Origin of the sequence: Fuscovulum blasticum DSM 2131 (genome assembly GCF_003034965.1) — a bacterium.
GTDB lineage: Bacteria > Pseudomonadota > Alphaproteobacteria > Rhodobacterales > Rhodobacteraceae > Pseudogemmobacter > Pseudogemmobacter blasticus.
The window spans coordinates 12,708-31,289 of record NZ_PZKE01000001.1; the positions used below are offsets into that span (position 1 = coordinate 12,708).

The window sequence follows — 18,582 nt, forward strand, 5'->3', positions numbered from 1 at the left end:
TCAGAGCTTCCCTTTCAGCATCTTGAACGCATCGCCAAAGGCTTCCAGCGCCGAGGCCGGGATCAGGATGGTCTGCTTGCCCTGCCCGGTGGCCACCGCCTGCAAGGCCTCAACCTGCTTCAGCGCCACCTGATACTGCGCCGCCTCAAGTCCGCTTTCCTTGATCGTCTCGGCGATCACGCCGGTCGCATAGGCTTCGGCATCCGCTGTCACGCGCTTGGCCTTGGCCTGCTGTTCGGCGGCATAAAGTTCGGCATCGGCCTGCAGTTCAACCGCACGCTTCTTGCCCTCGGCCTCGGTCACCTGGGCGCGGCGGGCGCGTTCGGCGTTCAACTGCTGCAACATGGCAGACCGGGTGGCTTCGTCCAGGTTCACGTCCAGAATCTCGGCCCGCGTCACCTCGACCCCCCAGTCGTCAACCATGGCGGCCACCTGTTCGCGCACCCGTTCAATCAACTGCGCCCGGTTCGACTGCACCTGATCCAGTTCCAGCTTGCCGATTTCCGACCGGACGATGCCGGCCACCGTGGTGGCAATGGCGCCGTCGATGTCGCGGATGCGATACACGGTCTTTTCCGGCTCGGTCACGCGGTAGAACACGCTGGTTTCCACCTTGACCAGCACGTTATCGGCGGTGATCGCGTCCTGGCTGGCGTTCGGCAACTGGCGTTCCAGCACCGAAACCTTGTGCGCCACCCGGTCCAGGAAGGGCACGATGAAGTTGATGCCCGGCCCCAGCACCGATTTCAGCCGGCCAAAGCGTTCGACCACATGCTTTTCGCTTTGCGGCACGATGCGCACGCCAAGGAAGATGCACAGGATGATGAACAGCGCGATCGCCCAGAAGATCGCATTCCAGCCGAGAAAGTCCTGAGGGTTCACGCAATCACTCCTTCAAATATCCATGTCTCATGGACACTGTGGCGATTTGCGGCCCCCCTCGCAAGGGCAGGAAATCACGCCCCGTCGTCGTCCAGCCCGCTGTCCTTGGGCCGGTCATCCGATGGCATCTGGCCGGTTGCCAGATAGATCGCCTGTTCGGCAATGCCGGTCGCGTGGTCGCCCGCGCGCTCGATGTTCTTGGCGATGAAATGCAGGTGCATCGCCGCCGAGATATTGGCCGGGTCTTCCAGCATATGCGTCACCAGCGCCCGGAACAGCGTGTTGTAGATCTGGTCCACGTCGATGTCGCTTTGCCGGACCTTGCGCGCCAGCGCCGCATCGCGCCGGGTCAGCGCGGTCAGCGCATCCGAGATCATCGCCGTCACAACGGCCGTCATCCGGCGGATGGTGCCGGCGGTGCCTTCAATCCGGCGGGTGCCGGCCAGAACGCGGGTGCGCTTGGCCACGTTCTTGGCATAGTCGCCCACCCGCTCCAGCGAATTGGCGGTGCGCATCACCGCCAGCACCATGCGCAGATCCCCCGCCGTCGGGGTGCGCAGCGCGATGATCCGCGCGGCTTCGGTGTTGATCTGCTCTTCCAGCGAATCGATGGCGCGGTCGTCCGCGATCACCTGTTCGGCGCGCGGCGCATCCTGCGCCTCAAGCGCGGCAACCGAATCGGTCAGCGCGGTTTCCACCAGCCCGCCCATCCGCACCAGCAGCGCCAGCAGCCCTTCCAGATCGCGGTCGAAGGCCGCCATGATATGCCCGTCGCGTGTCATCAGACCCCTCCCAGGGTGGGTTGTGCGGTTACCAGCGCCGTTCGAAGCGGCGGCGCAGGATGATGGCGGCGACGTTCATCACCAGAAGGAAGCCGAGAAGCACGATGATCGCGCCGTTCGACCGTTCGATGAAGGCCGGGTCGGACCGGGTGGCCCAGGAATACACCTGCACCGGCAGCGCGGTCGCCGGGTCAAGGAACCCGTCCACCGGCGTTCCGGGATAGTTGTCCACAAAGGCCACCATCCCGATCAGCAGCAGCGGCGCGGTATCGCCCAGCGCCACCGCCAGCCCCAGGATGGTGCCGGTCAGGATGCCCGGCATCGCCAGCGGCAGCACATGATGGAACACCGTCTGCATACGCGATGCCCCCACCCCCAGCGCCGCATCGCGGATGCTGGGCGGCACGGCCCGGATTGACGCCCGGGTGGCAATGATCACGGTCGGCAGCGTGCGCAGCGAAATCACCAGCGCCCCCACCAGGCTGGAGGATTGCGGCAGCCCGGCAAAGTTGATGAACACCGCCAGCCCCAGGATGCCGAACACGATCGACGGCACGGCGGCCAGGTTGGCCACGTTCACCTCGATCAGGTCGGTCCAGCGGTTCTTGGGCGCGAATTCCTCAAGATAGATCGAGGCCGCCACGCCCACCGGCACGCACATCACGGCGACCAGGATCATCATGTACAGCGACCCCAGGATCGCCACCCCCAGCCCGGCCGCCTCGGGCCGCTGGTCCGAGGCGTCGGGGTTGGTCAGGAAGGCCACGTTCCAGTGCAGGCCCAGAATCCCCGCCTGCTGCAGCCGCTCGGCGAACTGCAACTGCTCGGGGTTGATGTTGCTGTCCAGCCGGGCGCTTTCCATCGTCACCCGGCCCTTGAGAAAGCCGTCGATCCGCCCGCCGGCCAGAACCGACATCGGGATGGTCTGCCCCACCAGCGACGTATCGGCCAGCACCTGCGCGCGCAGCACGCCCGGCGCATCCTTCGACACCAGCGCGGCAATGTCCTTGTCCGACAGATCGGCGGTGTCGATGCCGCGCGCCGTCAATTCGGCCCGGAACGATTGGGTCAGCACCTTGGCATAGCCCACCGTGGTGACCTTGACCATTTCCTCGCGCTGCCGGTTGCCCTTGGGGTCCAGCACCTGCGCATCCAGCGTGACCGGGAAGGTCAGCTTGGCCTGCCGGAAGGCGCCATAGCCGTTGCCGAAGATGGTGACCAGCATCACCGCCAGGATCGACAGGCTGATCACGATGGCAACAATGCCATACAGCCGGAACCGCGTCTCGGACCGCCGGCGCCGCAGCATGTGCGGCGTGGGCGCCAGGATCGAACCGCTGCGGACGGGGGCCGGTTTGCCGGTCATGGGCGCCGAGGTCATTCGTACTGCTCCTTGTATTTGCGCACGACCTGCAGCGCCACGACGTTCAGCCCCAGCGTCAGCACGAACAGCGTCAGGCCCAGCGCAAAGGCCACCAGCGTTTCAGGCGAGGCAAAGTCGGTGTCGCCGGTCAACTGGCCGACGATCTTGACGGTCATCGTGGTCATCGCCTCGAACGGGTTCAGGCTCAGCTTGGCCGCCGCGCCCGCGCCCATGGCCACCACCATGGTTTCGCCGATGGCACGGCTGGCGGCCATCAGCACGGCCCCCATGATGCCCGGCAGCGCCGCCGGCAGAACCACCTGCTTCACGGTTTCCGACTTGGTGGCGCCCAGACCGTAAGACCCGTCCCGCAGCGCCTGCGGCACCGCGTTCAGGATGTCATCGGCCAGCGACGACACGAAGGGAATGTTCAGGATGCCGATCACCAGACCGGCGGTCATCACCGAAGACCCGGAATTGCCCAGCCCCATCGGCGCGGCAATCCAGTCGCGCAGCAGCGGCCCCACCGTCATCAGCGCGAACAGGCCGAAAACCACGGTGGGAATACCGGCAATCACCTCGATCGCGGGCTTGACCACCGCCCGCACCGCCGGGCTGGCGTATTCCGCCAGATAGATCGCGGTGAACAGGCCCAGCGGCACCGCCACAATCATCGACACCAGCGAGATATACAGCGTGCCCCACAGCAGCGGCACGAAGCCCAGTTCCGACCCGCCCTTGAAGTTCGGGCTCCAGGTCAGGCCGAAGAAGAACTCGGTGAACGGATACTGGCGGAAGAAGGCCAGGCTTTCCGACAGCATCGACCAGATGATGCCCACGGTCGTCAGAATCGCGATGGATGAAGCGATGACCAGCGCACCCATGATGATGGCTTCCACCCGGTTGCGGGCGCGGAATTTCGGCCCCGTCACCGCCAGCGCCCAGGCCAGCCCCGCCAGCGCCACGGCCAGCACGGCAATGGTGCGGCCCACGGCGCCCAGCGCGGTCAGCTTGCGGTAGCTTTGCGCCGCCGCCAGGGTTTCCTTGCTGACATTCGACCCCAGCGCCACGCCAACCTGGGCCAGACGCTCGCGCACATCGGTGAATTCGGTGCGGATCATGCTGGCGTCGCTGTCGGTCATCACGCCATTGGCAACCGCCAGGTCCAGCCCCTTGGCCACCCGGCGCACGTCATCCATCGCCAGCGTGAAGGCGGTATCGGTTTCCAGCGCGGCCGGCGGCAGCAGCGTGCCGACCTTCCGCTCGATCACGACGGGCTGAACGATCAGCCACAGGATCAGCACGGCCAGCGCCGGCAGCATCGTCATCAGCGCGGCGTGCCAGCCATAGTAATTGGGCAGCGAATGAAGACCCCGCGCGTCGCCGCCGGCCCGCGCCATCGCGCGCACCCGGCCAAGAATGTATCCGACAAGCGCAAGGATCAGGATCGTCACAAGAAGAAAGAACGCGGTCATGGGGCGCCAGCGCGTAAGAGGGAAAACGGCGGGGGCCGGACTGGCCCCCGCCGGGATCGGATCAGATTATTCCAGCGCGCCCATCGGCGTTTCGGCCGCCACGGCATCCTGGGTGGCCTTCAGCTCGGGGTCGGACACCAGGCCGTAGTCGGCCAGCGGGCCTTCCGGGCCGGCCATGTCGTCCGACACGAAGAACTCGATGTATTCCTTCAGGCCGGGGATCACGCCGATATGCGCCTTCTTGACGTAGAAGTAGAGCGGGCGCGACACCGGGTATTCGCCCTTCGAGATCGTCTCGACCGAGGGCACCACGCCGTTCACGGTGGCAACCTTCAGCTTGTCGGTGTTGTTCTGGTAGAAGGCCAGACCGAACACGCCCACGGCGTTCTTGTCGGCATCCAGACGGGCCAGCGTCTCGGTATAGTCGCCGTCGATGTCAACCGACTTGCCGTCCTTGCGCAGCTCGTTGCAGGCCTTGGCGGCAGCCGCCTTCTTTTCCTTTTCATCCGCGCCTTCGGCCTTGGCCAGGAACAGATCATAGGCGCCGGTGTCCTTGCAGCCCGCTTCGATCACCTTGGTGTCAAAGACTTCGCGGGTGCCGTGCTTGGTGCCCGGAATGAACATCAGGATGTTCTGGTCAGGCAGCGCGGCGTTCACTTCCGTCCATTTGGTGCTGGTGTTGTCGACCAGCGCGCCATCCTTGGCCACCTTGCCGCCCAGCGCCAGATAGACATCGGCCGGGGTCAGCGCGAAATCGGCGCCCTTCACGTCCGAGGCGAAGACGATCCCGTCATAGCCGATGCGGACTTCCAGGATCTCCTCGACACCGTTCTTCTTGCACAGGTCGATGTCCGACTGGCTGATCCGGCTGGACGAATTGGCGATGTCCACGGTGTTCTCGCCCACGCCTTCGCACAGCTTCTTGCGGCCGGCGCCCGACCCGCCGCCTTCCACGACCGGGGTCGGGAAATCGAAGTTCTCGCCGAAGGCTTCGGCAACGATGGTGGCATAGGGCAGCACGGTGGACGAGCCGGTGATCTGGATCTGGTCACGCGCGGCGGCCAGCGAGGTGGTGGCGGCCAGAACGGCCAGCGCCGAGACGGTCAGCTTGATCGGGGTCATGGGATTCGCTCCTCAGGGTCAGGACGGGCCAGGCAGTCGGGCCTCGACCAGCGGGCTAGGCCCGTTCGGTGACGGCTGTATTGCGCTTTTGTAAAAGCTGCATGACACCGCCCGCTGCGGCGCCCGCACGCCGACACCTTCCCCCCGCCCGGCCTTGCCGCTAGGTTGCGCGCGCAATCCCCTGCGACCGGAAGGACTTCAATGACCCAGCGCCTGCACCTCGTCTTCGGCGGCGAACTCGTCAGCCCCGACAAGACCACCTTCAAGGATGTCTCGCAGATTCATATCGTCGGCATGTATCCCGATTACGCCAGCGCCCATTCCGCCTGGAAGGCCGAAGCGCAGCGCACCGTGGACAATGCCCACATGCGCTATTTCATCGCCCATATTCACCGCCTGCGCGACGAAGAGCAGGCGGCGTCCTCCACCGAAGAACTCGGCTGAACCGGATGGCCGGGTCGATCGGGCTTCGGCTCTATACGCTGGCGCAACGCCGCGACCCGGCCGCTGAAACCGACCGGCCCGCCCGCCCGCCGGGGCGGCTGGTCTGGCTTCATGCCGGCGGCAGCACGGCGGGGCTGCTGGAACTGGCCCGGCGGTTGACCGATGAAGAGGGGCTGACCGTCCTGCTGACCGGCGTGTCCGAGTCTGGCCCCGCCGATTCGGGGGTGATTCTGCAGCCCGCCCCGCCGGATACGCCCGCCGATGCCCGCGCCTTCCTGGACCACTGGCGCCCCGATGTCGCGCTGTGGTCCGATGGCGAACTGCGCCCCGTGCTGCTGCACACCGCCGCCGACCGCGGTCTGACCCTGCTGATGGCCGACGCCCGCCTGCCCCGCCTGCTGCGCGACCGGGACGGCTGGTATCCGGGCCTGTTGCGCAGCACGCTGGGCCTGTTCTCGCAGATCTTCGCGCTGGACCCGGCCTCGGCCCAGGCCTTCCGCCGCGCCGGGGCCCTGCCCTCGGCCGTCACCTATGCGGGGCGGATGGAGGAACGCTCGGCCGTGCTGCCCTGCCTTGAGGCAGAGCGTCAGGCGCTGGCGCAGATGCTGGCCTCGCGCCCGCGCTGGCTGGCCGCCGTCCTGCCCGAGGATGAGGTGGACAGCATCATCACCGCCCATCGCACCGCGATGGGGCTGGCGCACCGGCTGTTGCTGATCGTGATGCCCGAACGCCCCGAAGCCGCCGAATCGCTGGCCCAGCGGCTTGAGGGGGACGGCTGGTCGGTCGCCCTGCGCAGCGCCGAGCAGGAGCCGGAACCCGAAACCGAGATCTATGTCGTCGATCACCCGTCCGAACTTGGCCTATGGTATCGGCTGGCGCCGATCACCTTTCTGGGCGGCAGCCTGGCCGGCCCCGGCGCAATCCGCAATCCGATGGAACCGGCGTCGCTGGGGTCGGCCATCCTGCACGGCCCCCGCCCCGGCGCGCATGGCAGCGCGCTGGGCCGGCTGGGCGCGGCACGGGCCGCGCGCGCCGTCGCCTCCCCCGGCGATCTGGCCGAGGCGCTGGGCGACCTGCTTTCCCCCGACCGCGCCGCCCGGCTGGCGCAGGCCGCCTGGACCGTGGTCTCCGAAGGGGTCGAGGTGACCGAGGCGGTGCTGGCCCGCATCCGCCGCGAACTGGAAGGCAGGGGCTGATGCGCGCGCCGGGCTTCTGGACCACGTCCCCCGACCGGCCCGCGCTGGCCGCCCGCCTGCTGGCGCCGCTGGGCCGGATCTATGCCGCCGCCACCGCGCGCCGGCTGCGCGCCCCGGGCCACCGCGCCGCCGTGCCGGTGATCTGCATCGGCAACCTGAACGCGGGCGGCACCGGCAAGACACCCACCACCCTGGCGCTGACCCAGCGCCTCCTGGCGCGCGGCCACGCCGTCCACATCGTCAGCCGCGGCCATGGCGGCAGCCTGCCCGGCCCCGTGCGGGTGGACGACCGCCGCCACAGCGCCGCCGAAGTCGGGGATGAACCCCTGCTCCTGTCCGCCTTCGCGCCGGTCTGGGTGGCCAAGGACCGCGCCGCCGGCGTCCGCGCCGCCGAATCGGCCGGCGCCGGGGTGATCCTGCTGGATGACGGGTTCCAGAACCCCTCTGTCGTCAAGGATCTGTCGCTGATCGTGGTCGATGCCGAACACGGGTTCGGCAACGGCCTGTGCCTGCCCGCCGGCCCCTTGCGCGAACCCGTCGCCACCGGCCTTGCCCGCGCTTCGGCCGTGCTGTCCATCGGTGCCCCCGCCGCGCAAGCCGCATTTCGCACCACCTGGGGGGCGGTCCTTGGCGCCCTGCCGCACCTGACCGGCCATCTGGCGCCGCTGCAAATGGGAATGGACTGGCAGGGCGAGCGGGTGCTGGCCTTTGCCGGCATCGGCCACCCGGAAAAGTTCTTCGCTACCCTGCGCGGGCTGGGGGCCGTTGTCGTGCGGGCCGAACCCTTTGACGACCATCAGCCGCTGTCCCCCGCCCTGCTGTCGCGGCTGGAGTCCGACGCAGCCAGCCTTGGCGCACAACTGGTGACAACCGAGAAGGACGCCACCCGCCTTCCCGCCAGCTTCCGCCCCAAGGTGCTGACTCTGGTCGTCCGGCTGGAGCTGGACGACTGGACCCCGCTTGACACGCTGCTGGCCCGACTGGGCCTCTAGCGGCATCAGACTGGCCCGCCGCAATCAGCCTTCTGGGTCAGAGAAGTAATCTTCGTCCACGCTGCGGATCACATAGGTCAACCTGTCCCGAACACCGACACCGTGCCTGATCATCAGACGCGCCAACTGGGAACCGTCGATCAACACCACGCGATGTTGCACTTTGCCCAGATAGGCCCGCGCTTCGGTACTAAAGGCTGACGTGGTGACGAAGACCCCCTTTGTCGCCCCTTCGCCGGTCAGACTGCCGATGAACTGCTGAATGGCTGGCCGACCAACCTTGCTGTCAGGCGCATAGCGCTTGGCCTGTATGTAAACCGCATCCAGCCCCAGCGCGTCCTCATGAATGATCCCGTCGATTCCACCGTCGCCGCTGGCTGGCGTCATGTGCTGGCTACCGAAACTGCCTGCGCCATAGCCCATGGCCGCCAGCAGTTGGAGGATCAGCTTCTCGAACCTGACCGGACTCAGCCCATAAAGACGCTGAAGCAGATCCTCAGCCAGCGCGGCCTCAATGGCTCGAAATGATCGCTCAATCAGATCCTCGGGCGGCTCTTCTGAAAGCTCCGGCCCCACCGCTCCCGGCAAGGCATTCTCTGCCCCCGCAATCGCGGTGTTGCGGCTCGCGGCCTCTGCCATGGCTTGCTGATGCGCAGGGATCGCCCTGATGGTTCGCCAGTCCAGCGGCAGACCAGAGGCAAGCCACACCTGCCCTGCGTCCGATACAATATAGACTCCGCGGGATGTGCGTTCGACAAGGCCGGCCTTCATCAGATGGAAAATAGCCCAATCCGCGCGGTCAAAGACACGCGTACGCGTGCCGCTTTTCAAGACCTCGGCCATTTCGTCTTCGTTCAGACCGAACTCCTGCCGCAGCAAGGGCAGACAGTCGCGCGCATTGCGTGCGTCCTTTGCCAACAACCGCAGGCAGGGCAACAGAAAAGCTCCCATTGAGGGAATCGTCATCGCAAGCCCTGCCTTCCTCTGATTACGCCCGCAGCCCGATCACCTCGATGCCCAGCACCTGCAAGACCCTGGCCTCGATCTGGGCCGCGTCCATGCCGGCGGCGCGATACATCGCTTCGGGGCTGGCGTGGTCGATGAACGTGTCGGGCAGCACCATGCTGCGGAACCGGAAGCCGCGGTCGAACACGCCCTCTTCCGCCAGCAGTTGCGCCACATGGCTGCCGAAGCCGCCGATGGCGCCCTCTTCCACGCAGATCAGCGCCTCATGGTGGCGCACCAGTTGCAGGATCAGTTCCCGGTCCAGCGGCTTGGCAAAGCGGGCGTCGGCCACCGTGGGCGCCAGCCCCCGCGCGGCCAGCGATTCGGCGGCCTTCAACACCTCGGCCAGCCGGGTACCGAAGGACAGGATCGCCACGCGCGCCCCTTCGCGCAGCACCCGGCCGCGGCCGATTTCCAGCGGCACGCCGCGCGCCGGCATCTCGACCCCCATCCCCTCACCCCGCGGATAGCGGAAGGCGATGGGGCCCGCGTCATGTGCCACGGCGGTGGCAACCATATGCTTCAGCTCGGCCTCGTCGGCGGCGGCCATCACCACGATGCCCGGCAGATTGGCCAGGAAGGCCACGTCGAAGGCCCCGGCATGTGTGGCCCCATCGGCCCCTACCAGCCCCGCCCGGTCAATGGCGAAGCGCACCGGCAGGCGCTGGATCGCCACGTCATGCACCACCTGGTCATAACCGCGCTGCAGGAAGGTGGAATAGATCGCGCAAAACGGCTTCATCCCGCCCGCCGCCAGACCGGCGCTGAACGTCACCGCATGTTGTTCGGCGATGCCCACATCGAAACAGCGGCGCGGGAACCGGCCGGCGAACAGGTCCAGCCCGGTGCCATCGGGCATCGCGGCGGTCACGGCCACGATCTTCTCATCCCGCTCGGCCTCGGCGATCAGGCTTTCCGCGAAAACGCGGGTATAGGCCGGCGCGTTCGACGGGGCCTTCTTCTGTTCGCCCGTCACCACGTCGAACTTGCCCCGGGCATGGCCACGGTCGGGCGCCGTCTCGGCCGGGGCATAGCCCTTGCCCTTTTTCGTCAGCACATGAATCAGCGTCGGCCCCGTCGCCCGCGCCTTGACCATGCGCAACACCGGCAGAAGCTGGTCCAGATCATGCCCGTCGATCGGGCCAATGTAATTGAACCCCAGTTCTTCAAACAGCGTGCCGCCCACGGCCATGCCTTTCAGCATTTCCCGCGCCCGCCGTGCCCCTTCCTGCAGGGGCGGCGGCAACAGCGACACGAACCCCTTGGCCACCTGCCGCAGATCCTGCACCGGGGCCTCGGCATAAAGCCGGCTCAGATAGGACGACAGCGCCCCCACCGGCGGGGCGATCGACATCTCGTTGTCGTTCAGGATGACGAACATCCGCTTCTTCAGATGGCCGGCATTGTTCATCGCCTCGAAGGCCATGCCCGCGCTCATGCTGCCATCGCCGATCACCGCGATGGCATCGCCCGGATCGCCGCCCAGATCCGCCGCCAGCGCAAAGCCCAGCGCGGCGGAAATCGAGGTCGAGGAATGGCCCGCCCCGAACGGGTCATAGGGGCTTTCGCTGCGCTTGGTGAAGCCCGACAGCCCGCCCTCGGTCCGCAGGGTGCGAATCCGGTCGCGCCGCCCGGTCAGAATCTTGTGCGGATAGCACTGATGCCCCACGTCCCAGACCAGCTTGTCACGCGGCGTGTCGAACACGGCATGAATCGCCACCGTCAGTTCCACCACGCCCAGACCTGCGCCCAGATGCCCGCCGGTGACCGACACCGCCGAAATCGTCTCGGCCCGCACCTCCTGGGCCAGTTGCGCAAGCTCGCGGTCGCTCAGCGCCTTCATGTCGGAAGGCGACTGCACGCGGTCAAGGATCGGGGTGGCGGGACGGTCGGCCAAGCGGGCCTCCTTCGTGGCTGCGGTTCGGGCGGTCAGTTCCGGCGGTGGATGGTGAATTCGGCTGCGGCTATCAGCTTCGCCGCCGCCGCACCATAGGGCGACAGCGCCGCCGCCGCCTGCGACACAAGGTCCGCCGCCTTGGCCCGCGCGCCGTCCAGCCCCAGCAGCGAGACAAAGGTTGCCTTGCCCGCCGCCTGGTCCTTGCCCACGCGCTTGCCGGCGGTGGTGGCATCGCCGGTCACGTCCAGAATGTCGTCGGCAATCTGGAAGGCCAGGCCCAGCGCCGTGGCATAGGTCCGCAACGGCGCCCGGTCGGCCTGCGCCAGAATCGCCCCCGCCTCGGCGGAAAACCGGATCAGCGCGCCGGTCTTGCCTGCCTGCAAGGCGGTGATCTCGTCCAGCGTCAGCGGGCGGCCGGCGGTTTCGGCGGCAATGTCCAGCGCCTGCCCCAGCACCATGCCTTCGGCCCCGCTGGCCTGCGCCAGCGCCTGCACCAGCCCGATCCGCACCTCGGCCGGGCCGGCCACCGGGTCGCACAGCAGTTCGAACGCCAGCGTCTGCAGGGCATCGCCCGCCAGAACCGCCGTCGCCTCGTCCCATTTCACATGCACCGTGGGCAGGCCGCGGCGCAGGTCGTCATTGTCCATGCAGGGCATGTCGTCATGCACAAGACTGTAGGCGTGCAGACATTCCACCGCCGCCGCCGCCGGCAGCGCCTGCGCCTCGGGCAGGCCCAGCATCCGCGCCGATTCCAGCACAAGGAACCCGCGCAGCCGCTTGCCGCCCTGCACCGCATAGCGCATCGCCTGCACCACCGGCTGGTCGGGCTTGCCCGCCAGAACCGAATTCAGATGCGCCTCGATCCGGGCGGCATCGGCCGTCAGTTGCGCGGTGAAACTCACAGCCCCTCCGCGGGCACCGTGCCCGTGACCTTGCCTTCCGCGCTGCGGATCATCTCGACCTTGGCTTCCGCCTCAGCCAGCTTGGCGCCGCAATGCGCCTTCAGCGCCGCCCCGCGTTCATACAGCGCGATGGATTGCTCCAGCGCCACCTCGCCCCGTTCAAGCTGCGACACCACGCCTTCCAGCGCCGCCATCGCCTCTTCGAAGCTCATTTCCGATACGGGTTTGTCACTCATGCTGAAAGCCTTGTCATTTCGCCCACATAGGCCGCGACCGAGGCCGCAAGCGCATCCAGATCATAGCCGCCTTCCAACGCAGATACCATGCGTCCCCCCGCCGCTTCCCACAACCCTGCCGCGAGCCAGCGAAAATCCTCGGCCTGCCACGCCAGCCCGGCCAGCGGATCGGCGGCATGGGCATCGAACCCGGCGCTGACAAGCACCAGATCGGGCCGCCAGTCGGCCAGCGCCGGCAGGATCACCCGCTCATATGCCGCCCGCATCGCCGCCCCGTCGCTGCCCGCGCGCAGCGGCAGGTTCAGCACCTGGCCATGCGCGCCGCGCTCCTCGGGGGCGCCGGTGCCGGGGAACAGCGGCCGCTGGTGGCTGCTGGCAAACAGGCAGCGCGCCTCGTCCCACAGCAAATCCTGCGTGCCATTGCCGTGATGCACGTCGAAATCCACCACCGCCACCCGGGCCAGCCCGTGATGGTCCAGCGCGCGCTTCGCCCCGATCGCCACCGTGCCATACAGGCAGAACCCCATCGCCTGCGCGGTTTCGGCATGGTGGCCCGGCGGCCGCGCCGCGACAAAGGCCGCCCCCGCCTCGCCCGCCACCACCGCATCCACCGCCGCGCAGATGCCGCCCACCGCCCGCATTGCCGCCCGGTGCGACCCCGGCGCAAGGAAGGTGTCGCCGTCAAGCTGCGCCCAGCCGTCCGCCGGCACCGCCAGCTTCACCCGCGCCAGATACCCCGCCGGGTGGCAGCGCAGCACCTCGGCCTCGTTCCCCGGCGGACAGTCCCGCCGTTCAACCGCCAGCCCCTCCAGCCCGGCCTCAACCGCGCGCAGCCGCTCCACCCGCTCGGGGTGGCCCGGCGGCGTGACATGGCCGTCACAATCGGCATGGGTAAAGACCAGCACGCCCGCTCCTTCCAGTTGGCGCAAATACCCCGGCGCCTGCCCGCTCAGTCCGGCGCCAGCATATAGCCTTCGCCGCGCACCGTCTGCAGATAGCGCGGCGCCTTCGGATCATCCTCGATCTTGCGCCGCAGCCGGGTGATCTGCACATCCACCGCCCGCTCTTGCGCCGCATCCTCGCGGCCCAGGTCGGCCACCAGCCGCTCGCGGCTGATCGCGGCGCCCGGCATGGCGGCGAACAGCCGCATCAGCGCCGCCTCGGTCGCCGTCAGCCGCACCGGATCGGTGCCGCGCCACAGCTCGCCCCGGTCCATGTCATAGCGCACCGCCCCCAGATGCAGCACCTTGGGCGCCGGGTCCGCCGCCCGCACCTGCGGCACCCGCCGCAGGATCGCGCCCACCCGCAGCAACAGCTCCTTCGGCTCGAACGGCTTGACCAGATAGTCATCCGCCCCCGCCTCGAACCCCTCGATCCGGTTCGCCGCCTCGCCCCGCGCCGTCAGCAGCAGGATGGGCGTCTGCATCCGGCGGCGCAATTCGCGTGTCAGGGTGATGCCGTCGTCGCCCGGCATCATCACGTCCAGCACGATCAGATCGAACTCCAGCCCCGCCAGCAGCTTGCGCGCCTGCGCCGCGTCACGCGCCGCCGTCACCAGATAGCCGTTGCGCAACAGGAACTTCTGCAACAGCCCCCGGATGCGTTCGTCGTCATCGACAACCAGCAGATGCGCCAGCGCCTCTGTCATGCCCGGCCCTCCTTCAGGTGCCATCCTTCAACCGGCTATATTGCACCCGCATTTCCGGGTCCATCATCGCCTCAAGCACCTGCCGGAAACCCTGCACCGCCTGCGGCCCCGCCGCGCGATAGGCCGCCCGCATCCGCGCCCGCTGCGCGTCGGACAGCGACCGTTCCAGCTCGGCGCCCTTGGCGGTCAGGTACAGGTGCCGCTCGCGCGCATCGACCTTGCCCTTCTCCACCCGCACCTGCCCCTCGTCGATCAGCGTGCGCAGCACCCGGTTCAGGCTTTGCTTCGTCACCCCCAGGATCGCCAGCAGGTTGGAAACCGTGGTGCCCGGGCTGCGGTGAATGAAATGCACCGCCCTGTGATGCGCGCGGCCATAGTCCATCGTTTCCAGAATCCGGTCCGGGTCGGCGGTAAAGCCGCGATAGGCAAAGAACATCGCCTCGATGCCTTTGCGCAACTGTTCGTCCGTCAGGTAAAGCAGGTTCTCCCCGCCCGGTGCCTCGGCCATGCCATCCTCCCGTGTCGGATCGAATTTACGTCAGCCTTGTTGACATTCCAAGTCATAAAAGCTAGCGATTCGCCGCCTTGACGCAATTTTATGTCCGATGTGGACCAATATCGCGCAAGATTCGAAAACAAGGGGGCCTATCATGGCATCATATGACGATCGCGACGGATTCATCTGGATGGACGGCAAGCTGGTTGAGTGGCGGACCGCGAACGTCCATATCCTGACCCATGCCCTGCATTATGCCAGCGCCGTCTTCGAAGGCGAACGCTGCTACAACGGCCGCATCTTCAAATCGACCGAACATTCCGAACGGCTGCTGAAATCGGGCCAGCTTCTTGACATGCCCATCCCGTGGACCGCCGCGCAGATCGACGCCGCCAAGGAACAGGTGCTGCAGGCCAACGGCCTGACCGATGCCTATGTCCGCGCGCTGGCCTGGCGCGGAGCGGGCGAAGAGATGGGCGTCGCGTCCCTGGGCAACCCGGTGCGGCTGGCCATCGCCTGCTGGACCTGGGGCGCCTATTACGGCGACGCCAAGTTCAAGGGCGCCAAGCTCGACATCTCGAAATGGAAACGTCCCAGCCCCGAAACCATCCCGTGCGAGGCCAAGGCCTCGGGCCTGTACATGATCTGCACCATGTCCAAGCACGCCGCCATGGCCAAGGGCTGCAGCGACGCGATGATGTTCGACTATCGCGGCTATGTGGCCGAGGCCACCGGCGCCAACATCTTCTTCGTGAAGAACGGCGAAGTGCACACCCCCGCGCCCGACTGCATCCTGAACGGCATCACCCGGCAAACCGTGATCGGCATGTTGCGCGACATGCAGGTCAAGGTTCACGAACGCCAAATCGAGGCGCATGAACTGGAAGGCTTCGAACAGTGCTGGCTGACCGGCACCGCCGCCGAAGTCACCCCCGTGGGCCAGATCGGCACCTGGACCTTCGAAGTCGGCGACCTGACCCGCCGCGTGGCGACCGAATACGAAAAACTGGTCCGGGCCTGATCCCCGCCAGCCCCTGAACAGAAACGCCCGGACCGAAAGGCCCGGGCGTTTGCTTTCCCCACGGCGCGTTGCGCGCCGTCAGGATCAGGCCAGTTCGGTCACAACCTCGATATTGCCCTTGGTCGCGTTGGAATAGGGGCAGATGAAATGGCCGCGTTCGACGATCTTTTCCGCCACCGCGCGGTCAAGCCCCGGCAGGCTGACCACCAGCCGCACCTTCAGGCCAAAGCCGCCGTCCGAGCGCGGGCCAATGCCGACATGGGCATTCACCGTGGCATCGTCCGGCACCGTGCCCAGCTTTTCCGACGAAGCCGCAAAGCGCATCGCACCCAGGTAGCAAGCGGAATAGCCCAGCGCGAACAGCTCTTCCGGGTTGTGGCCCAGGCCCGAACCGCCCAGCTCCTTGGGGCTGGCCAGCGTCATGGTCAGTTGCCCGTTGACCAGCGTGGTCAGGCCGTTGCGCCCGCCGCCGGTGGCCTTGGCCTCGGTCCAGTATTTTGCATCCACGGTCATCGGCTTCTCCTGTCGTGTTCGATTTAATCGTGTGCGATCTAATTACCCCCGAATCGCATCGCTGTCAATCGCTTGCGCTTGCATCGCGCGCGATATAAAATACCTGCATGGCCCTCGCCCCACCCGACATGCTTTGCTTTGCGCTGCATTCCGCGGCCCATGCCATGCACGCCGCCTATGCGCCCCTGCTGGAACCGCTGGGCCTGACCTATCCGCAATATCTCGCGCTCAGCGCCCTTGCCGCCCGTGGCGACCAGACGGTCAGCGAGTTGGGCGCCGACCTGCGGCTGGAATCCAACACGCTGACCCCGCTGCTGAAGCGGATGGAGGCGGCGGGCTGGCTGTCCCGCCGCCGCGATGACCGTGACGAACGTCAGGTGCGCCTGTCGCTGACAGACGAAGGCCGGGCACTGGCCGAACGCGCCGCCGGGGTGCCGCGCGCCTTTGGCGAAAAGACCGGCCTCGATCTGGCCGAAATCACCGATCTGCGCGACATCCTCTCAGCCCTGCGCGACCGGCTGAAACCAGCCAGGGGCTGACAGTCCCCGCCGGGTCCGCGCTCAGGCCGTCCGGCCGCGCTCGATCCGCAGGAACTGCGCCAGACGGGCCGCTCCGGCCGCCTTGCGCGGCTGGTGCCAGGTTTCCCGGGCCGACCGCGCCAGCCGCAGGAAATGCTTCACCCGCCCGCTGGTCGGGGCCTTCTGATGATCTGCCAGATGTTTCGACATGGTCTGTCTCCTCATGCTGCTGCAGGCCACCCTAGCATGATTCGCCGGCAAACCCCACCCGTGCATCCTGCGGTTGCGACAGTTGGCCCAGCGCCCAGCGCGCGGCCTCGGCCACCGTGGGGTCGGCGTCGCCCGTCAGGCCCGCCGCCACCGGCGCCAGCGCCGCCTCGCCCGAATTGCCAATGGCATAAAGCGCGTTGCGCACCATCCGGTTGCGCCCGATCCGCTTGACCGGGCTTCCGGCAAACCGCGCGCGAAAGGCTGCATCGTCCAGCCCCGCCAGATCGGCCAGTTCCGGCAGGCCCACCCGCGGCGCATAGCCGATCTCGCGCGCGGCCCGGGCAAACTTGTTCCACGGGCAGGCGGCCAGACAATCGTCGCAGCCATAGACCCGGTTGCCCATCAGCGCCCGCAGCTCGGGCGCAACCGGCCCGTCATGTTCGATCGTCAGATAGGAAATGCAGCGCCGCGCATCCAGTTGATAGGGCGCCGGAAAGGCCGCCGTCGGGCAGGCGTCCAGACAGCCCGTGCAACTGCCGCAATGGCTGATCTCGGGCGCATCCGGCTCCAGCTCCAGCGTGGTGAAGATCGCGCCCAGAAAGAACCAGTTGCCCAGATCACGCGACAACAGGTTGGTATGCTTGCCCTGCCAGCCCAGCCCCGCCGCCTGCGCCAGCGGCTTTTCCATCACCGGCGCGGTGTCCACAAACACCTTGATCTCGCAGGCCGTCCCCTGCCTCGCCGCCTGGTCGATCAGCCAGCGCCCCAGCCGCTTCAGCCGCCGCTTGACCAGATCATGGTAATCCTTGCCCTGCGCATAGGCGCTGACCACGCCCCGCCCGGCCTGCCCGTGCCCCGCCAGCGGGTCGCCCTCGGGCGTGTACAGTTCGGCCAGCATGATGACAGACCGCGCCTCGGGCCACAGCGCCGCCGGGTTGCCGCGCCAACCCTCGCGTTCGGCCATCCACTGCATCTGGCCATGCCGCCCCTGCGCCAGAAAGGCGCGCAACTGCCCCGCCGCCTGCGGAATGGCATCGGGCCGGCAGATGCCCATGGCCGAAAACCCTTCGGCCAGCGCCTGATCGTGCAACCGCCGCTTCATCTTGGCGCAAATACCCCGGGGTCCGGGGCAGCGCCCCGGGGCCGGGGATCAGAAATCCAGATCGGCATAATGCGCCGGCGGCGGAAAGCCCGGCACCTGATCGGCCAGCAAGGGCCGGAAACTGGGGCGCGACTTGATCTTGGCATACCAGTCCTTGACCACCGCCGAACGGTTCCAGTCCACATCGCTGATATAGTCCAGACAGGACAGATGCGCCGCCGCGGTAAAATCGGCCAGCGTCATCTCGTTGCCCGCCAGCCAACGCCGCTGGTCCAGCAGCCAGGCCAGATAATCCAGATGATACTTGATACGGTTCGCCCCGGTCTTGACGTTCTTCGAATCCGGGTAGCCCTGCCCCGTCAGCTTCTTGTTCACCCGCTCGTACAGCAGCTTCGAGGTCACTTCGGAATGGAACTTGTCGTCGAACCAGGCGCACAGCCGCCGCACCTCGAACCGCGAATCGGGGTCGCGTGGCATCAGCGGCGGGCTGGGCACCGTTTCCTCAAGATATTCGCAGATCGCCTGGCTTTCGCTCAGCGTCCGGTTCTCCAGCCGCAGCACCGGCACCTTGCCGGCCGGGTTGCGGCGCAGGAAATCGGGCGAGGGTTCCCAGTAGCGTTCCTCGACCAATTCCACCTCGATCCGCTTTTCGGCCAGCGTCAGGCGCACCTTGCGGCAGAATGGCGAAAGCGGAACGTGATAAAGACGGTTCATGCGAAGGTTTCCCGGGTGTTGCCCCTTCCTAGCCGCGCGGGCGGGGTCGTTTCAATCCCCGCGC

21 protein-coding genes are annotated in these 18,582 nt (G+C 67.3%); 5 read left to right on the top strand and 16 right to left on the bottom strand.

The features are described from left to right. The 5 genes from C5F44_RS00075 to C5F44_RS00095 form a co-directional block, all read right to left on the bottom strand. Window positions 1-882, bottom strand: coding sequence for an SPFH domain-containing protein (locus C5F44_RS00075; RefSeq protein ID WP_107671467.1), 882 nt, complete (start codon window positions 880-882; stop codon window positions 1-3). 74 nt (window positions 883-956) lie between these two features. Then, entirely contained in the window at window positions 957-1,664 is a 708-nt protein-coding gene (gene phoU, locus C5F44_RS00080) for a phosphate signaling complex protein PhoU (RefSeq protein WP_107671468.1), read from the bottom strand. Window positions 1,665-1,692: 28 nt separating this feature from the next. Beyond that, window positions 1,693-3,045: a phosphate ABC transporter permease PstA gene (pstA, locus tag C5F44_RS00085; protein ID WP_107671469.1), complete on the bottom strand. Its 1,353-nt coding sequence runs from the start codon at window positions 3,043-3,045 to the stop codon at window positions 1,693-1,695. Further along, window positions 3,042-4,502, bottom strand: a complete 1,461-nt coding sequence (gene pstC / locus C5F44_RS00090) for a phosphate ABC transporter permease subunit PstC (protein WP_107671470.1) — start codon at window positions 4,500-4,502, stop codon at window positions 3,042-3,044. The genes pstA and pstC overlap by 4 nt, the downstream gene beginning before the upstream one ends. A 66-nt stretch (window positions 4,503-4,568) precedes the next feature. Next, window positions 4,569-5,624 carry a PstS family phosphate ABC transporter substrate-binding protein gene (locus tag C5F44_RS00095; RefSeq protein ID WP_107671471.1) on the bottom strand — a complete coding sequence of 352 codons (1,056 nt, stop codon included), beginning with the start codon at window positions 5,622-5,624 and terminating at the stop codon, window positions 4,569-4,571. Between the two features lie 201 nt (window positions 5,625-5,825). Here C5F44_RS00095 and C5F44_RS00100 point away from each other — a divergent pair, with 201 nt between their 5' ends. Genes C5F44_RS00100 through lpxK form a run of 3 tightly spaced genes read left to right on the top strand, consistent with a single transcriptional unit; the run spans window position 5,826 to window position 8,256 of the window. Continuing rightward, on the top strand, window positions 5,826-6,068 hold the full coding sequence (locus tag C5F44_RS00100) for a DUF4170 domain-containing protein (RefSeq protein ID WP_107671472.1): 243 nt from the start codon (window positions 5,826-5,828) through the stop codon (window positions 6,066-6,068). A 5-nt stretch (window positions 6,069-6,073) separates the two neighbouring features. Continuing rightward, window positions 6,074-7,264, top strand: coding sequence for a 3-deoxy-D-manno-octulosonic acid transferase (locus C5F44_RS00105; protein ID WP_107671473.1), 1,191 nt, complete (start codon window positions 6,074-6,076; stop codon window positions 7,262-7,264). Further along, the gene (gene lpxK, locus C5F44_RS00110; RefSeq protein ID WP_107671474.1) at window positions 7,264-8,256 is read left to right on the top strand and encodes a tetraacyldisaccharide 4'-kinase; all 993 of its coding nucleotides are present in this window, start codon (window positions 7,264-7,266) and stop codon (window positions 8,254-8,256) included. The genes C5F44_RS00105 and lpxK overlap by 1 nt, the downstream gene beginning before the upstream one ends. A gap of 24 nt (window positions 8,257-8,280) precedes the next feature. On the opposite strand, the gene C5F44_RS00115 is transcribed toward lpxK, so the two are convergent. Genes C5F44_RS00115 through C5F44_RS00145 form a run of 7 tightly spaced genes read right to left on the bottom strand, consistent with a single transcriptional unit; the run spans window position 8,281 to window position 14,452 of the window. Beyond that, window positions 8,281-9,207 carry a restriction endonuclease gene (locus tag C5F44_RS00115; protein ID WP_181318129.1) on the bottom strand — a complete coding sequence of 309 codons (927 nt, stop codon included), beginning with the start codon at window positions 9,205-9,207 and terminating at the stop codon, window positions 8,281-8,283. Between the two features lie 37 nt (window positions 9,208-9,244). Continuing rightward, a complete protein-coding gene (gene dxs / locus C5F44_RS00120; protein WP_107671476.1) occupies window positions 9,245-11,158 on the bottom strand; it encodes a 1-deoxy-D-xylulose-5-phosphate synthase in 1,914 nt (637 codons plus the stop codon). 32 nt (window positions 11,159-11,190) lie between these two features. Next, the gene (locus tag C5F44_RS00125; RefSeq protein ID WP_107671477.1) at window positions 11,191-12,060 is read right to left on the bottom strand and encodes a polyprenyl synthetase family protein; all 870 of its coding nucleotides are present in this window, start codon (window positions 12,058-12,060) and stop codon (window positions 11,191-11,193) included. Next, window positions 12,057-12,296 (bottom strand): exodeoxyribonuclease VII small subunit, encoded by a 240-nt coding sequence (locus C5F44_RS00130; RefSeq protein WP_107671478.1) that lies wholly within the window; start codon window positions 12,294-12,296, stop codon window positions 12,057-12,059. The genes C5F44_RS00125 and C5F44_RS00130 overlap by 4 nt, the downstream gene beginning before the upstream one ends. Next, the gene (locus C5F44_RS00135) at window positions 12,293-13,225 is read right to left on the bottom strand and encodes a histone deacetylase family protein (RefSeq protein WP_235822467.1); all 933 of its coding nucleotides are present in this window, start codon (window positions 13,223-13,225) and stop codon (window positions 12,293-12,295) included. The genes C5F44_RS00130 and C5F44_RS00135 overlap by 4 nt, the downstream gene beginning before the upstream one ends. A gap of 20 nt (window positions 13,226-13,245) precedes the next feature. Continuing rightward, window positions 13,246-13,944 carry a response regulator gene (locus tag C5F44_RS00140; protein ID WP_107671480.1) on the bottom strand — a complete coding sequence of 233 codons (699 nt, stop codon included), beginning with the start codon at window positions 13,942-13,944 and terminating at the stop codon, window positions 13,246-13,248. A 13-nt stretch (window positions 13,945-13,957) separates the two neighbouring features. Further along, window positions 13,958-14,452: a MarR family winged helix-turn-helix transcriptional regulator gene (locus tag C5F44_RS00145; protein ID WP_107671481.1), complete on the bottom strand. Its 495-nt coding sequence runs from the start codon at window positions 14,450-14,452 to the stop codon at window positions 13,958-13,960. A 142-nt stretch (window positions 14,453-14,594) separates the two neighbouring features. On the opposite strand from C5F44_RS00145, the gene C5F44_RS00150 reads away from it, so the two are divergent. After that, window positions 14,595-15,461: a branched-chain amino acid aminotransferase gene (locus C5F44_RS00150; protein ID WP_107671482.1), complete on the top strand. Its 867-nt coding sequence runs from the start codon at window positions 14,595-14,597 to the stop codon at window positions 15,459-15,461. A gap of 84 nt (window positions 15,462-15,545) precedes the next feature. Here C5F44_RS00150 and C5F44_RS00155 read toward each other — a convergent pair whose 3' ends face one another. Continuing rightward, window positions 15,546-15,974: an organic hydroperoxide resistance protein gene (locus C5F44_RS00155; RefSeq protein WP_107671483.1), complete on the bottom strand. Its 429-nt coding sequence runs from the start codon at window positions 15,972-15,974 to the stop codon at window positions 15,546-15,548. 107 nt (window positions 15,975-16,081) lie between these two features. Here C5F44_RS00155 and C5F44_RS00160 point away from each other — a divergent pair, with 107 nt between their 5' ends. Continuing rightward, entirely contained in the window at window positions 16,082-16,513 is a 432-nt protein-coding gene (locus tag C5F44_RS00160) for a MarR family winged helix-turn-helix transcriptional regulator (RefSeq protein WP_107671484.1), read from the top strand. A 21-nt stretch (window positions 16,514-16,534) separates the two neighbouring features. On the opposite strand, the gene C5F44_RS17880 is transcribed toward C5F44_RS00160, so the two are convergent. The 3 genes from C5F44_RS17880 to fzlA are packed head-to-tail and all read right to left on the bottom strand — an operon-like array spanning window position 16,535 to window position 18,518. Next, complete coding sequence (locus C5F44_RS17880) at window positions 16,535-16,702, bottom strand: hypothetical protein (RefSeq protein WP_164681950.1); 168 nt, start codon at window positions 16,700-16,702, stop codon at window positions 16,535-16,537. 31 nt (window positions 16,703-16,733) lie between these two features. Then, window positions 16,734-17,804 (bottom strand): tRNA epoxyqueuosine(34) reductase QueG, encoded by a 1,071-nt coding sequence (gene queG / locus C5F44_RS00165; protein WP_107671485.1) that lies wholly within the window; start codon window positions 17,802-17,804, stop codon window positions 16,734-16,736. A 48-nt stretch (window positions 17,805-17,852) separates the two neighbouring features. Next, on the bottom strand, window positions 17,853-18,518 hold the full coding sequence (fzlA, locus tag C5F44_RS00170; protein ID WP_107671486.1) for an FtsZ-binding protein FzlA: 666 nt from the start codon (window positions 18,516-18,518) through the stop codon (window positions 17,853-17,855). Window positions 18,519-18,582: the final 64 nt, after the last annotated feature.